Origin of the sequence: Paenarthrobacter nitroguajacolicus, assembly GCF_029952445.1 — a bacterium.
Classification (GTDB): Bacteria; Actinomycetota; Actinomycetes; order Actinomycetales; family Micrococcaceae; genus Arthrobacter; species Arthrobacter nitroguajacolicus_B.
Genome location: NZ_JAQPPK010000013.1, coordinates 49,788 through 63,955 on the forward strand (window position 1 = coordinate 49,788; position 14,168 = coordinate 63,955).

General features: G+C 63.6%; 12 protein-coding genes. 6 read left to right on the forward strand and 6 right to left on the reverse strand.

Annotation, left to right across the window (positions count from 1 at the left end; translation table 11 throughout):
- Nucleotides 1–10: 10 nt before the first annotated feature.
- From PJL15_RS11290 to PJL15_RS11300, 3 genes are read left to right on the forward strand one after another with little or no spacing between them, the layout of a single operon-like run.
- Nucleotides 11–538, forward strand: coding sequence for a Type 1 glutamine amidotransferase-like domain-containing protein (locus PJL15_RS11290; protein WP_281451237.1), 528 nt, complete (start codon nt 11–13; stop codon nt 536–538).
- A complete protein-coding gene (locus PJL15_RS11295; protein WP_281451238.1) occupies nt 531–1,997 on the forward strand; it encodes an amidase in 1,467 nt (488 codons plus the stop codon). Before PJL15_RS11290 ends, PJL15_RS11295 begins: the two co-directional genes overlap by 8 nt.
- Before the next feature lie 41 nt (nt 1,998–2,038).
- Nucleotides 2,039–3,538: a peptide MFS transporter gene (locus PJL15_RS11300; protein ID WP_281451325.1), complete on the forward strand. Its 1,500-nt coding sequence runs from the start codon at nt 2,039–2,041 to the stop codon at nt 3,536–3,538.
- Nucleotides 3,539–3,633: 95 nt separating this feature from the next.
- On the opposite strand, the gene PJL15_RS11305 is transcribed toward PJL15_RS11300, so the two are convergent.
- Nucleotides 3,634–4,275, reverse strand: a complete 642-nt coding sequence (locus tag PJL15_RS11305) for a DUF4190 domain-containing protein (RefSeq protein ID WP_281451239.1) — start codon at nt 4,273–4,275, stop codon at nt 3,634–3,636.
- A 253-nt stretch (nt 4,276–4,528) separates the two neighbouring features.
- Here PJL15_RS11305 and pgm point away from each other — a divergent pair, with 253 nt between their 5' ends.
- Complete coding sequence (gene pgm, locus PJL15_RS11310) at nt 4,529–6,190, forward strand: phosphoglucomutase (alpha-D-glucose-1,6-bisphosphate-dependent) (protein WP_281451240.1); 1,662 nt, start codon at nt 4,529–4,531, stop codon at nt 6,188–6,190.
- Here pgm and PJL15_RS11315 read toward each other — a convergent pair.
- Both PJL15_RS11315 and PJL15_RS11320 read right to left on the reverse strand, forming a co-directional pair.
- Nucleotides 6,187–6,705: a 2'-5' RNA ligase family protein gene (locus tag PJL15_RS11315; RefSeq protein WP_281451241.1), complete on the reverse strand. Its 519-nt coding sequence runs from the start codon at nt 6,703–6,705 to the stop codon at nt 6,187–6,189. The two genes, pgm and PJL15_RS11315, sit on opposite strands and share 4 nt — an antisense overlap.
- A 162-nt stretch (nt 6,706–6,867) precedes the next feature.
- Complete coding sequence (locus tag PJL15_RS11320; RefSeq protein ID WP_281451242.1) at nt 6,868–7,473, reverse strand: malonic semialdehyde reductase; 606 nt, start codon at nt 7,471–7,473, stop codon at nt 6,868–6,870.
- 205 nt (nt 7,474–7,678) lie between these two features.
- On the opposite strand from PJL15_RS11320, the gene opgC reads away from it, so the two are divergent.
- Both opgC and PJL15_RS11330 read left to right on the forward strand, forming a co-directional pair.
- Entirely contained in the window at nt 7,679–10,141 is a 2,463-nt protein-coding gene (gene opgC, locus PJL15_RS11325) for an OpgC domain-containing protein (protein WP_281451243.1), read from the forward strand.
- An 82-nt stretch (nt 10,142–10,223) separates the two neighbouring features.
- The gene (locus PJL15_RS11330; protein WP_281451244.1) at nt 10,224–11,576 is read left to right on the forward strand and encodes a uracil-xanthine permease family protein; all 1,353 of its coding nucleotides are present in this window, start codon (nt 10,224–10,226) and stop codon (nt 11,574–11,576) included.
- Between the two features lie 13 nt (nt 11,577–11,589).
- Here PJL15_RS11330 and PJL15_RS11335 read toward each other — a convergent pair whose 3' ends face one another.
- Genes PJL15_RS11335 through PJL15_RS11345 form a run of 3 tightly spaced genes read right to left on the reverse strand, consistent with a single transcriptional unit; the run spans nt 11,590 to nt 14,115 of the window.
- Complete coding sequence (locus tag PJL15_RS11335) at nt 11,590–12,372, reverse strand: SDR family oxidoreductase (RefSeq protein ID WP_281451245.1); 783 nt, start codon at nt 12,370–12,372, stop codon at nt 11,590–11,592.
- Complete coding sequence (locus tag PJL15_RS11340) at nt 12,362–13,267, reverse strand: aldose 1-epimerase family protein (protein ID WP_281451246.1); 906 nt, start codon at nt 13,265–13,267, stop codon at nt 12,362–12,364. The genes PJL15_RS11335 and PJL15_RS11340 overlap by 11 nt, the downstream gene beginning before the upstream one ends.
- Nucleotides 13,264–14,115: a class II fructose-bisphosphate aldolase gene (locus tag PJL15_RS11345; RefSeq protein ID WP_281451247.1), complete on the reverse strand. Its 852-nt coding sequence runs from the start codon at nt 14,113–14,115 to the stop codon at nt 13,264–13,266. The genes PJL15_RS11340 and PJL15_RS11345 overlap by 4 nt, the downstream gene beginning before the upstream one ends.
- Nucleotides 14,116–14,168: the final 53 nt, after the last annotated feature.

The following is a 14,168-nucleotide window of genomic DNA, read 5'->3' on the forward strand; positions in this document are numbered from 1 at the left end:
GGAGCACCCCATGGCTGCTGGGCAACCCACGATCCTGGCTACATCCGGCGGTTACAAGCCGGGCGAAAGGACCAGGATCGAGTTCAACCACCTGATGCACTACGCCGTGGAACTGTCCGGAGTAACCGGCCGTGCACCAAAGGTGACACACATCGGCACGGCGTCCGGGGACCAGCGTTGGTGGGCTGCGGAAATGGACCAGGCCGCACGCATTGCCGGGTTCGACTTCAGCCACCTCAACCTCTTCACCATGCCAAACATCGAGGATCCCGAAGCCCACCTTCTGGAGCAGGACGTGGTGTGGGTCAACGGCGGCTCGGTGGTGAACCTGCTGGCCGTTTGGCGCGCCCACGGGCTGGACCGGATCCTGCGCAAAGCCTGGGAGGGTGGCGTGGGGCTGGTTTACCGGGGCACGGAACTGGTGGAAGTGGTCTCCGAGATCAAGAACAAGGCCGCCTTCCGAGTGACTCCAGGTGCCGGCGAGAGCGTGGATGCTGTTGCCGTGGAAGAGCGGTTGGAGTCACGTTTCCTTGGCTGATCCTTCAAGGCAGGCTGATCCTTCAACGCAGGAGCTCTCCCGGCTGACCGCCGTCCAGCTCCGCGATGCCCTGGCCTCCGGGGAACTCTCGGCCCGCGAGGCAGCGGAGCATTTCGTGTCCGCGATCGAGGACCGAAACCAGAGACTTGGCGCCTTCGTCACAGTCACTGCCGATCAAGCTCTACTCGATGCCAAAGCCGCCGATGCCCTCCATGCCCGACTGCTCCGGGAAGGGCGCCTGGAACAGCTGCCCCTGCTGCACGGCCTGCCCACTGCCTTCAAGGACCTCACGGACGTCGCCGGCGTCCCGACGACCCACGGCAGCGCAGCGTTGGAACACAAACCGGCACCGGAGGACGGAGCCCTCGCCGCAACCCTGAAGGCGCAGGGCGTGATCTCGTTGGGCAAGACCCAGGTGCCGGAATTCGGGCTGACGGCCTACAGCGAAAACCGCGTTGCACCGCCGTCGCGCAATCCGCACGCACCTGGACGAAGCTCCGGCGGCTCCTCGGGAGGCAGCGCGGCGGCTGTCGCCGCTGGGCTCGTCCCCTTCGCTCCCGGGACCGACGGCGGCGGGTCAATCCGGATACCTGCGGGCGCCTGCGGACTGCTTGGGCTCAAGCCGGGTCGGGGTGTGGTGCCTTCCGGTACAAGCGCCGGCGATACCGCAAAGTTGGTGGTCGCCGGACCACTCGCACGCAACGCTGCCGACGCTGCGCTGCTCATGGACGGGCTGGTCCCCCGGAGCCAAGCGCCCGACGGCGGATTCCTCGCCAATGTTGGGCGGGCGCCGGATCCCATGCGAATCGGTGTGAGCCTGGACAGTCCATGGACCGGTGCCTACCCTTTTGAGATCGAACAGGAAGCACTGGACGCCCTTGAACTGGGGGCAAAGCTACTGGAACAGGCCGGCCACAGCGTAGGTGAAGCGGACATCCGCTATGACAACCGCTATCCGGAAGCGTTCACCGCGGCCTGGACTGCCGGCGTCGGAAGTGCCCGGATAGCACCCCAACGCGAGCCCCTGCTGACGCCACTGACCAGGACATTCAGGCGCCGGGCGCAACAGCGCAGTGCGCTGAAGGTCAGTGAGGCCTTGGGATTCCTGCGGCAGTTCGAACATGACACGATCGCCCAATATGCGGAGTGGGACCTCATCCTGATGCCCACCCTGGCGCAAACGCCCCGGCCTATCGGCTGGTTCACGGGCGGAGGGCACAGCGGCGAGCCGTGGCCGAGCGAGTGGGCGGGCGACGCGGACGAGGATTACAAACGGCAATGCCAGTACGCCCCGTGGTCGTCCATGGTCAACGTGTGCGGGCAGCCCGCCATCAGCATTCCCGTTCACAGGACGGCCACCGGCTTGCCCATGGGAATCCAGCTCATTGGCCCAGCGGGTTCCGAGCTGAAACTCCTGCAGCTGGCCGGCTCTTTGGAACCCGCGATTGCGCCTGTCTAGCATACGGATAGTGGTTGCCTGAGGCATTGATCGATGTGACAATGCCCGCAGTCAGTGCCAGCATTAAGAAAATGAGCACACCCCAAACCACGGCTGAGTCCGCAAAGCCAGCGGGCGATACGTCATTTTTCGGCCACCCAAAGATGTTGGCCAGCCTCTTCTCCGTGGAAATGTGGGAGCGATTCTCCTTCTACGGCATGCAGGGCATCCTGCTTTACTACATGTACTTCACTGCCGAACAGGGCGGCCTGGCGATCGACCAGGGGCTCGCCGCTGGTTTGGTGGGCGCGTACGGTGGCGGGGTCTACCTGTCGACGATCCTGGGCGCCTGGCTCGCCGACCGTCTCTTCGGTTCAGAGAAAGTCCTTTTCGGCTCAGCGATCATGATCATGGCCGGCCACATCGCCCTGGCACTCCTCCCCGGAATTCCGGGCCTGATTGCGGGCCTGGTGCTGGTGGGCGTCGGTTCCGGCGGCCTGAAGGCGAACGCAACGGCGCTGGTTGGCAGCCTGTACGGCGAGAAGGATGAACGCCGCGACGCCGGTTTCTCCATCTTCTACATGGGCATCAACATCGGTGGCCTCATCGGCCCGCTGGTCACCGGTTTCCTCCAGACGAGCTTCGGCTTCCACGTTGGCTTCGGAGCCGCGGCCGTGGGCATGGCTATCGGCCTGGTCATCTACTCGCTGGGCCGCAAAAGGCTCCCCGAGGAAGCGCACCGAGTGCCCAACCCGCTGCCTGCCAAGGACCGGACCCGCTACGGGCTCATTTTCCTGGGCATCCTGATCGTCATCGGCGTTTTGCTGGGCACTGGCTTGGTCAACGCCAACAACCTCGCCCGCAGCATGGCGTACGCTGCCATCGCTGCCTCGGTGATCTACCTGTTCCTGATTTTCCGCAGCCCGTTGGTTACAGGCGTGGAGCGCAAGCGCGTGGTCGCCTTCATTCCCCTGTACATCGCGTCAGCGGCTTTCTGGGCACTGTTCCAGCAGCAGTTCACATTCATCGCCGTGTACTCGCAAGAGAAGCTGGACCGCAACCTGTTCGGCTGGGAAATGCCGGCAGCCTGGGTCCAGTCCATCAACCCGGTGTTCATCATCATCTTCGCGGGCGTCATGGCAGCACTGTGGACCAAGCTGGGCTCAAGGCAGCCGAGTTCTCCACTGAAGTTCTCCGCGGGCCTGCTCATCATGGGCTTGGCGTTCCTGGCCTTCATTCCGCTTGCCGGTGAAGGCAAGACGCCGCTGCTGGCACTGGTGGGGATCCTGTTCCTCTTCACGTTGGCCGAACTGTTCCTCTCCCCCATCGGCCTCTCCGTGAGCACCAAGCTCGCCCCGCAGGCCTTCCACACGCAGATGGTGGCGTTGTTCTTCCTGTCCGTCTCGCTTGGCACCACGCTTGCCGGCATCCTCGCAGGGCTCTACAACCCCAAGGACGAGCTCCCGTACTTCCTGGGCATCGGCGGCGTGGCAGTGGTCCTGGCCATTGGCTTGGCTGCGGCAACGCCCGCGATCAAGAAGTTGATGGGCGGCGTGCGCTAAGGCCATCGCCCAACGACGGCAGCATTGAACAACGACGACGCCCCTTGCGTCAGGCGGGCATCCCACCTGACGCAAGGGGCGTCGTCGTGCGTTTGTCAGTAGTTGTAGCTGCTGCTCGCGGCACCAATCGCCGCGATGAAGAAGATCCCGATGATCACCGTGGCAGCAATGCCGAGGTACCCCATCACCAGGCCGGCGATCGCCATGCCCTTGCCCGCGGGTTCGCGCTTCAGCGCGAGGTGGCCCAGAATCACGGCCGCAATCTGCGGGAGGATGATGAACCCGAAGCCAACGTAAATGGAAATACCGCACACCATGCTGGCGATGCTCAGGCCCTTGGGCTGTGTGGGCATGGCGTAATAGGCGGGCTGGCCATACGGGGACTGCGGTTGGCCGTAGGGCTGCTGGCCGAAAGCCTGCTGCTGGTACGGGCTTGGCGGCTGGCCGTAAGGCGATGGGGGCTGCTGGCTGTAGTCGCCCGGGGTGTAGGCGTTCTGGCCGGCCGGCTGGCCGTAAGCATTCGGCTGGCCATTGGAGCTCTGCTCGTACGGCGGAATTGGCTGCGTGGCGTTGCCCTGGTCGAACGACTGGGTGGGCGGCTCGAACGACGGCGGGACAGGAGCGCCCGGGGCCGCTGGGCTCTGCTCGGGTGCGCTGAACTGGGCAGGCGGAACGTACTGCGGCGGTTCGTAGCCTGCCGGCTTGTCCTCGTTGCCCTTGGCTGGCTGATCTGACATAGGAATCCCCCTGAAAGTGGTCTTTGCTCCCAACACTACCGCCGTCCGGGGCCGCATATAAGGTAGTGCGCGTTGTGGCGGCAAGCCGTTGCCGGCCGGAATCAGTCACTAAGGTCACTGATGGTAAACGCGGCGTGAACCTTTAGGTGATTGCGGGCGATATCGTCCAAAGAAGTCCGCCATTCGGCGTCACAGGGGCCGGATCACGGACATTTCGTGTCAGCAGGCCCCTTGGTCTGGCATGCTGGACCCCATGGCTAGCCGAGCGGGCACAGTTGCCCTTCCCCAGGACCTTGTTGACATCACAGCCCTGCTGGACGCGTATTTCGACGTAGCTCCGGACTTGGGCGATCCCGCGCAGCGCGTGGCATTTGGAACGTCGGGGCACCGCGGTTCCAGTTTGAAGGCGTCCTTCAACGAGCCGCATATCCTTGCGATCACGCAGGCAATCGTTGAGTACCGTGGCCGCCAAGGGATCACCGGTCCCCTGTTCATCGGGCGCGACACGCACGCCCTGAGTGAGCCGGCGCAGAACTCAGCCCTTGAAGTACTGGCAGCCAACGGCGTCACGGTCCTGGTGGATGCCCGCCACGCATATACGCCCACTCCGGCCCTGAGCCACGCGATCCTCAAGTACAACCGCGAAGCCGCACCCGGCACTCCGCAGGCGGATGGCATTGTTGTTACCCCCAGCCACAACCCTCCCGGCGATGGCGGCTTCAAGTACAACCCCCCGCACGGTGGCCCGGCAGACACGGACGCAACCGGCTGGATTGCCGATCGCGCCAACCAGTTGCTCGAGAATGGGCTGCGCGGCGTCAAGCGGATACCGCTGAACGATGCCCTGGCCGCCGACACCACCGGCAAGTTCGACTTCCTCAGCAGCTACGTGGACGACCTCCCGTCCGTGCTGAACCTCAATGCCATCCGCGACGCCGGCGTCCGCATCGGTGCCGACCCCATGGGCGGTGCCTCCGTGGATTACTGGGGCGAGATCGGCGAGCGCCACCAGCTCAACCTCACCGTGGTGAACCCCACCGTGGATCCGCAGTGGGCCTTCATGACGCTCGACTGGGACGAGAAGATCCGCATGGACTGCTCCTCGCCGTCGGCCATGGCATCGCTGATCAAGCGGATGTCCGTGGGCGCTGACGGCACCTCGGCCTACGACGTCGCCACCGGTAACGACGCCGACGCCGACCGCCACGGCATCGTGACCCCTGATGGCGGGCTGATGAACCCGAACCACTACCTCGCCGTCGCCATCGACTACCTGTACCGGAACCGCAGCGGCTGGAACCCGGATTCCGTAGTGGGCAAGACGCTGGTTTCGTCCTCCATCATCGACCGTGTAGCCGCTGGCCTTGGCCGGAAGCTCGTTGAGGTGCCCGTCGGCTTCAAGTGGTTCGTGCCTGGCCTGCTCTCCGGCGAAGGTGCTTTCGGTGGCGAGGAGTCAGCTGGAGCGTCCTTCAACAAGCTCGATGGCAGCGTTTGGACCACGGACAAGGACGGCATCCTGCTTGCCCTCCTGGCTTCGGAAATCACGGCAGTGACGGGGTCCTCTCCTTCACAGCTGTACAAGGGCCTTACCGATCAGTTCGGCGCCCCCGTCTACGCCCGCATCGACGCCGCCGCCACACGTGAGCAGAAGTCCAAGCTGGGCAAGCTCTCCGCTGCCGATGTCACAGCTACGTCCCTTGCCGGCGAGGAAATTACCGCCAAGCTCACGGAGGCTCCGGGCAACGGCGCTTCGATCGGCGGCTTGAAGGTTGTCACAGAGAACGCGTGGTTTGCAGCCCGCCCCTCCGGCACCGAGGACGTCTACAAGATCTACGCCGAGTCCTTCAAGGGCGCGGACCACCTGGCACAGGTCCAGCAGGAGGCCAAGGCGTTGGTAGACGGAGTCATCGCCTAGGCAGATTGCCTTTCCTCGGGCTCCTGGGCCTCGCGGGTCCAGAGCCTGAGGATGCGGCGGATGGTGTGGTCGCCTTCCGGGGCCATGTCCACCAGCGCTACTTGATCAAGCACGACGACGTCTCCGGACTTTGGGCGCTTGCCGTCGTGGTGCGAGATGTGCGGGCGGTAGTGGTCAAGGACGTAGTTGGGCGTGGCGATCCGGCCACCTACGCTGTTCGCGGCCTCGACAATCTCTTCGTGCAGTCCCTGAAGCAGCGGGTTGTGGTCGATCAGGCTGACCGGGATGGAGCCCATGTGCCCGAAGCCCGCCTCGTCGCCCACTGTCAGCTGGGTCCCCAGTGCGCCCTTGACAGGCGCTTCGGCCAGGTCCGCAAGGACATCGGCGACGTCGGCACCCGCCTCAGTTCCGACGTCGAACCTTAACAGCGTGATATGCAGCGGCCAATCGCTGCGCGGAAAGACCAGGCCCGGCGATACGGGCTCCGTAAACGCCACCCAGATGAGGTTCCGCATAGGCAATAGTGTGCCACTGCTTGCTGGAGGTGCGAGAGGGATCCCCGCCAAGGGGCGGTTAGGTGGGAGAGCATCCAAAATCCCCGACCGTCTCTCACGTATCCCCCCTTAAACGCCAACGCTCCTGCACTAAAAGGCAGGAGCGTTGGTACGTACCGGAGACTAGACGGTGCGCACGACGTCGTCGTAATCGAACTTGGGCTTGGCTTCGCCCCAGGCGTCCGGGCCGGGCTGTCCAATGTTGACCACCAGGAAGCTCTTCTGGTCGCCGGCCGGGAAGAATTCGGCGTCAATGGCGGAGAAGTCTGCGCCGGTCATCGGGCCAGCGGCAAAACCGAGTGAGCGCACGGCAAGGATGAAGTAGCCGGCCTGCAGGTGGGCGTTGTTGTTGCCCGTAGCGGCGGCGAAAGCGGGATCGGCGTCGTACATGGCCTTGGGCGCGCCGTAGGCGGGCAGGAACTTGTCCCACTGACCCTGCCAGTCGGTGTCATAGGAGAGGATGGCGACCAGCGGGGCCGATGCCGTCTTGGCCTTGTTGCCGTTGGAAAGGGTGTCCACCAGCTTGGCGCGGGCCTCATCGGAGCGGACGTAGGTCACGCGGAGAGGCTGGGAGTTGAAGGCCGTGGGGCCGAACTTGGTGAGCTCGTAGATGGCGCGGGCCTGCTCGTCGGTGACTTCACCGGCAAAGCTGTTCGCGGTGCGGGCTTCGGCAAAAATGGCGTCGACTGCTGCGGCGTCAATGACTGCTTCTTCGTGGGCGATCGTCATTTGTGAACCTTTCGCTGGGCCCTGACCCTGAGCCGGCCGGGCACTTCTGCTTTCCATGGTTGCAACTTCAACTTCCGTTGTCTTCTTCCCATGACGGCCCGTGACGTTGGGCACAGGGCGAAAGTCGGTACCATCATGCTTGTGGGCTGCCTCGCGTTTTGCTGGCCGCCTCAGCCGTGGGAATGACGACACCAGAAGGGGCCTGATGCCTACCTTTCCCCTAGCGGCCCCTCGACGGGCGCTGGTAGTCCTCATCCTGCTGTTCCTGGCGTTCCTACTTCCGTCCACGCAGGCCTGGGGCGCGGTGGACGATGACCCGGGCAAACGATTCTTCGGCACCTTGCTGGACTGGAACAAGGACTCAGCAGCGGATTACGCCCAGCGTCTCGGCGCCCCCGCGGCTCTCTACGGGCAGAACGTGTCCCTCCCGGAGGACGACGGCGGCCGGGAATACCTCAAGGGCTACTTTGCCCAGGTGGCCGACCAAGGCTCCCACGCCTTGCTCACCGTCCGGCCCGGGATTGCCCTCCAGGACATCAACGACGACGTCGCCGCCACTTTCGCGCGGCAAATCACGACGGCGGCAGCCGGCTTCAGGGGGCAGGTGTTCGTGCGCTTCGCACCGGACATGAACGCCCCGTGGGTGGAGTGGGGCCAGGAGCCGGAGGCGTACAGGGCTGCGTTCGGCCGGGTTGCGGCCGCACTCCGGGCCAGCCTGACCGATCCCGTGATGGTGTGGTCTCCGACGGCGGAGAAGGACTACCCGTTCCAAGCGGCGACATCCACACCCCCCAAGGGTGTCCCCCTGGGATCGCTGGACACCAATGGAAACGGAGTCTGGGACCTGGGCGATTCGGCGTTTGACCCTTACTACCCCGGCGATGATGTTGTCGACTGGATTGGCCTGTCCGTCTATCACGACACCACAGGGGCCGGCGCCGCCCAAAACACCCTCCCCGCGGCGGGTGAGTTCAACGACTCCCTGCACGCGTCCGGCGGAGGTGCAGGCACGGACAACTTCTACAGCACGTATGTTCAAGCGCGGAACAAGCCGCTCCTGGTTGAAACCGGGGCCTTCTACTCTCCCGGTGCCGGCGGGGCCACCGAGATCGACGTCAAGCAGACGTGGTGGCATCAGGTCTTCTCCTCGGTGGCGCAGCCCGAGAACGGTGCAGTCCGAGCGGTGGTCTGGAACGAAACCACTGACGCACGCGATCAGAGCAACGTTTCCATCGACTGGCGCGTCACTGCGCAACCGTCGTTGGCAGCGCCCTTCCGAACTTCTTTGGACACCTCGGGCCTTGCAGTCGGCCCTGTCACGGAAAAGGGACTGAAGGACGTTCCGGGGCTCGAGGCGCCACAGGCGAAATCGGGCACGGTCATCCGCGGGTGGGCTGCCTGGGCGACTGCCGGTTCTGTCCTGGTGGCCGTGGCGGCGCTCTGGTTTCTGTCTTCTCGGGCGGCACCCAACAGGTGGTCATACACCGGGACAGGCAAGCGGGATCCCCGGATCGACATGCTCCGGGGTCTGGCCATCGTCTTCGTGGTGGTCAATCACGTTGGCATTAACTCCGTCTTCCAGCTGCTGAGCCAGGAGACCATCGGCGTGGTCTCGGGGGCGGAGCTCTTTGTGATGCTTTCGGGCGTGGTGCTGGGAATGGTTTATGGGCCACGGATCGCCACGGAGCTGGGAGACGTGGTGGACGGGACCACGAAGCGCGCATCGAAGCTGTATTTCACCGCTTTGGCAGTGGTCCTGATCGTGTACGGCCTGAGCTTGCTCCCGTTCGTCAACGCCGCGGCGGTCACCACGTTCACGGACCAAGGCACAGGCGCGGCCGGGCATTCAGCTGCAGGTACAACCTATGACCTCTACGCCGGGATGGAAGGCCTGCTGCAGTTCCCCGTCCCGCAAGGCCTGATCCCTGCCCTGCTGTTGTTGCAGGTTGGGCCGTGGCAGTTCAACATCATGGGCCTATACGTGGTCTTGTTGCTGATCAGCCCCCTGATCTTGGCGGCACTCTCCCGCGGCTTCACCTGGTTGATACTCACTATCAGCGGAGGCTTGTATATCGCCGGGTCTGTCTTCCGTTTCCGCTTGCTTCCCTCGCAGTTCGAGGATTCCTTTCCGCTGCTCGTATGGCAGGTCCTGTTCGTTCTGGGCATGACGGCGGGGTTCCATCGCCAACGGATCATCGACTGGTTCGCGCATCCAAGGCAGCGCATCCTCTTGGGGGTGTGCGTATTCCTGGCCGCTGCCTGCGCGCTTTTCTCATGGAGCGGGCCTTACCTCACCAACCAGTTGGACGTACGGCTTGCCCTCATTCCGGAACACACTTTCCGGTTCCTCTACGACAGCTTCTTCGGCCGCACCTACCTGGGACCCGGGCGCGTGCTGAACGTCATCGTCATCACCATCGCCCTGTACGCCCTGCTCAGTGCGTTCTGGAAGCCGCTCTCACGCGCCGTTGGCTGGTTTTTCGTACCACTCGGGCAAGCCACGCTCTATGTGTTCATCATGCACGTGTTCTTCATCGTCGCCATTGCCAATATCCCGGTTCTTCGGGAGGGCAACCTTTGGTTGAACACTGCCGTGTACGTCGCTTTGCTCGCCGTTCTGTGGATCATGGTGAAAACGAAGTTCCTGTTCAGGCTGGTTCCCCGGTAAGGCGGCTTTGACGGGGCAGCTGCGGCCGATTTGGCGGTAATGTTGCACCGAATCCCAATACTCTTCTGAGGAAGGCCCCGCCATGAGCATGCTCGGCACCAAATGGAAGCTCCACGGCAACGGCAAGTCGATCCGCCCAGGCCACGTGGTGGCACCCGACGAGCGGCTTGCCTGGCCCCTCACCATCGGCATCGGCATGCAGCACGTCGTCGCGATGTTCGGTGCGACCTTCCTGGTCCCCATCATCACGGGCATGCCGCCGGCCACCACCTTGTTCTTCTCCGGCATCGGGACCCTGCTGTTCCTCACCATCACCAAGGGCCGGGTGCCCAGCTACCTGGGGTCTAGCTTCGCGTTCATCGCTCCGATCCTGGCGTCCCAGCAGCAGTACGGCGTTGCCGGCGCCTTGGGCGGCGTGGTGCTTGCCGGCGTCGTACTGGCGCTTATTGGTGCGATCGTCCAGAAGTTCGGCGCTGAATGGATCAACCGCCTGATGCCGCCGATCGTGACAGGCGCGATCGTTGCGCTGATCGGCCTGAACCTGGCGCCGGCCGCGAAGAACAATTTCGACGCCGCGCCCGTCACCGCCCTCATCACCCTGGTCACGATCATCCTGGTGTCCGTCCTGTTCCGCGGAATCCTCGGGCGCCTCAGCATTCTGGTGGGTGTTGTGGTGGGGTACCTCGTGGCGATGATGCGCGGTGAGGTTTCCTACGAAAAGATGGACGCCGCCGCCTGGGTGGGCCTGCCGCTGTTCCAAACGCCCGAATTCCACATCGGCGTGGTGGGTCTCTTCGTACCCGTGGTGCTGGTCCTGGTGGCTGAGAACGTTGGCCACGTGAAGTCCGTGGCCGCGATGACCGGCCAAAACCTCGACGGCGTCTCCGGCCGCGCGCTGATCGCCGACGGTGCCGCGACGGTACTTGCCGGATTCGGCGGCGGTTCAGGCACCACCACTTACGCGGAAAACATCGGCGTCATGGCCGCCACCAAGGTGTACTCGACGGCGGCCTACTGGGTGGCCGGTATCTTCGCCATCCTGCTGAGCTTCTCCCCGAAATTCGGTGAGCTGATCGCGACCGTCCCGCCAGGTGTTCTGGGTGGCGCAGCGACGATGCTGTACGGCATGATCGGTGTGCTCGGCGTGAAGATCTGGGTGCAGAACAAGGTCAACTTCTCCAACCCCATCAACCTGACCACTGCCGCCGTTGCCCTGATCATCGGCATCGCGGACTACACGTGGACCATCGGCGAGCTGAAGTTCACAGGTATTGCCCTGGGCTCCGCCGCTGCCCTGGTGATCTACCACGGCATGAAGGGGCTGGCCCGCTGGCGCGGGACCGTCGCTGAACCGGAGACGGAGACGGCGGGGTTGCCGCCTGCGGTGAAGTCGGCGATGAATGCTGCGGCGAAGCGGGGCGGGAAGAAGAAGTAGGGTCGCGGCGCAACTATCCCCAGGATTGTTCGGACATGTGCCTGAAGGCGACTTCGAGGATCCTCAGGTGCCTTGGCCTGGAGAGCGCGAAGAGGACTACCTCGGCTACGTCATCGGGGGTCATCATGTTCTCCAGCTCTGGCATTCCCGGCCGCCTAAGGCCTCGTCCCATGCCAAAGTTGCTCGCTACTCCTCCCGGGCAAATGTTGGTGCACCGGATACCGCTGGTTCTGAGTTCGTGGTCCAGTGAACGCGTGAATCCGACCTGGGCGAACTTTGTGGCAACGTACACGGATTCGTCGGGCAGACCGCGACGGCCTGCCTCCGATGCCACGGTGATGATGTCCCCTGCGCCCCGCTCTTTCAGGTACGGAAGGGCAGCGCCCACCGTGTTGAAGAGACCAGTCACATTGACGTCGGTCATTTCCTCCACGTCGCTGTCCAAGGTATTGCTGAAAGGCGCCCAGGAGCCCACTCCGGCGTTGCCTATGACGATGTCTATACCGCCAAAGTGCTCCGCCGTTCTCTCTGCCGCGGAGTTCATAGCCTCGCGGTCCCGGACATCAGCTGCCAAAGCCAGGCTGCCGGGAAGTACGGGTCCCAGCCCGGAACGCGAAACCATGGAAACCGAGGCTCCCGCCCTGGACAGGGCTTCGGCGACGGCGGCACCAATTCCGCCGCTGGCCCCTGTAATGAAGGCCGTCTTGCCCGACAGCAGCTGATGGTCATTGGTCTTAGGCTCCGTTGGGGCTTGGTGCGGCGCACGGAAAGAGGAACCCGTCGCCTCAGAGCGCATGGATGCTCCATTGCGAGGTGTGGGCCTTACCGGGCAGCAGCACCACCAGGTCCTCGCCTGAATTGAACGCGTTTGGAGGGCAAGTCATCGGTTCCACAGCCAAACCAATCCGGTGCCGTTCCGGGATGACATGGTCCGCGGTGTGGATCTGGACCCATGGGCAAGACTTTCCCCACGTCATCGCGACTCCAGTGCCGGCCGGATCCCAAACCCTTATCCGGCTGCCTCCCTCAGCAGTGATATTGAGATCTGTAAAGGCGTGGTCGATGGCTGTCCTTCCCAACTGCCGTGACTGGCGGTAATCGAATGCGGTGCCGTCAACTGACATGCGCTGGATCGGGATGAGCCTATCCGGGGTGACGTCCAGAAATGTTGCTGCAGCCAGCTCCAAGTGCCAGTCGTCAAGGGGTGAGCGTCCGGCAACCAAGTATGGGTGCGGGCAAGTCCCATAAGGTGCCGGCTTCCCGCCAACGTTGGTGGCGGTAATGACGGTATGAAATCCGGCCTCGTCCGCCGTGTAGGCAACATCGAGTACCAACTCGAAGGGATATCCCTGGCTCTTAGCCAAGATGCACCGCAGCCTGATACTCGCCTCGTCATGGTGGTAAACGGACCATGGAACGTGTGACACCAGACCATGCAGTGCCGCCGCCCTGGAGGGCTCGTTAATTGGCACTGTCCGTTCAACGCCATCGAAGCTGTAACGTCCATCCGGAATGCGGTTGGGCCAAGGGGCAACAATGGCACCTCGGTAGTCAGGCATCGGCTCACCGGAAGCGAACGGAACGATCAGGTCACGGCCCTCGTGGGTGAGCATGCGAACTGCAGCTCCCTCGGGCACTATGACGGCGCTGTATCCCCCCGATGAAATTCCGTAATCACGATGCGCACTCATAGGACAGCGGCCCGGTGCGTGGAGACGACGCCCAGTAAGCGATTTACGACTCGTGTAGTTTCCAGCCGCGCTGGAGCAAGGTACCGGCGGGGATCCACTACATCCGTCCCGGTCAGGGCAGACCGGATTGCGCCCGTAAAGGCGATGTTGAGAATGGTGCCCAAGTTTATCTTCACCATCCCTGACTCCACAGCCATTGCCAGTTCATCCTCCGGCACCCCCGAGGAGCCGTGCAGCACCAGCGGCACTGCCACTTCTGCCTTGATCCGGGCTATGAGTTCGTGGTCCAGCCGCGCTGTCCGCGCCGTCATGGCATGGGAGCTGCCGACAGCGACGGCAAGCGAGTCAACTCCAGTCGCCGCGGCGAAGCTGGCTGCTTCAGCGGGATCAGTGCGTACTCCCGGCGCGTGCGCACCCTCTTTTCCGCCGATTTCTCCAAGTTCTGCTTCGACATGCCATCCGCGGGCCTGGGCCCAACGGGTGGCACGGCGTGTGGCTGCGACGTTGTCCTCGTACCCCAGCCGGGAGGCGTCCACCATGACGGACGTGATTGGACTTGAGGCCGCCTGCGTGAGGATCTCTTGGTCCTCAATGTGATCCAGGTGCATGGAAACCCGTCCTGTCGAGGACTCAGCCAGTGCCGCAAGTCCTCTTAGCAGTGGCGTAAGCCGGCCGCCATGGAACTTGATGCAGTTCTCGCTGATCTGCATCACCGCCGGCAACCCGGTATCTTCGACGGCCTCAATGATGGCTTCCCCATGCTCAAGGCTGATGACGTTGAAGGCCGCCAGGCCGACGCCCCTTTCGACCGCATCGCTCATGAGCTCACCAGTATGCGCCAGTGCCATTTGACCTCCCGTTGCTTTTGGTTGGAGCTGTTCACGTCTTGAATCAAGCAATC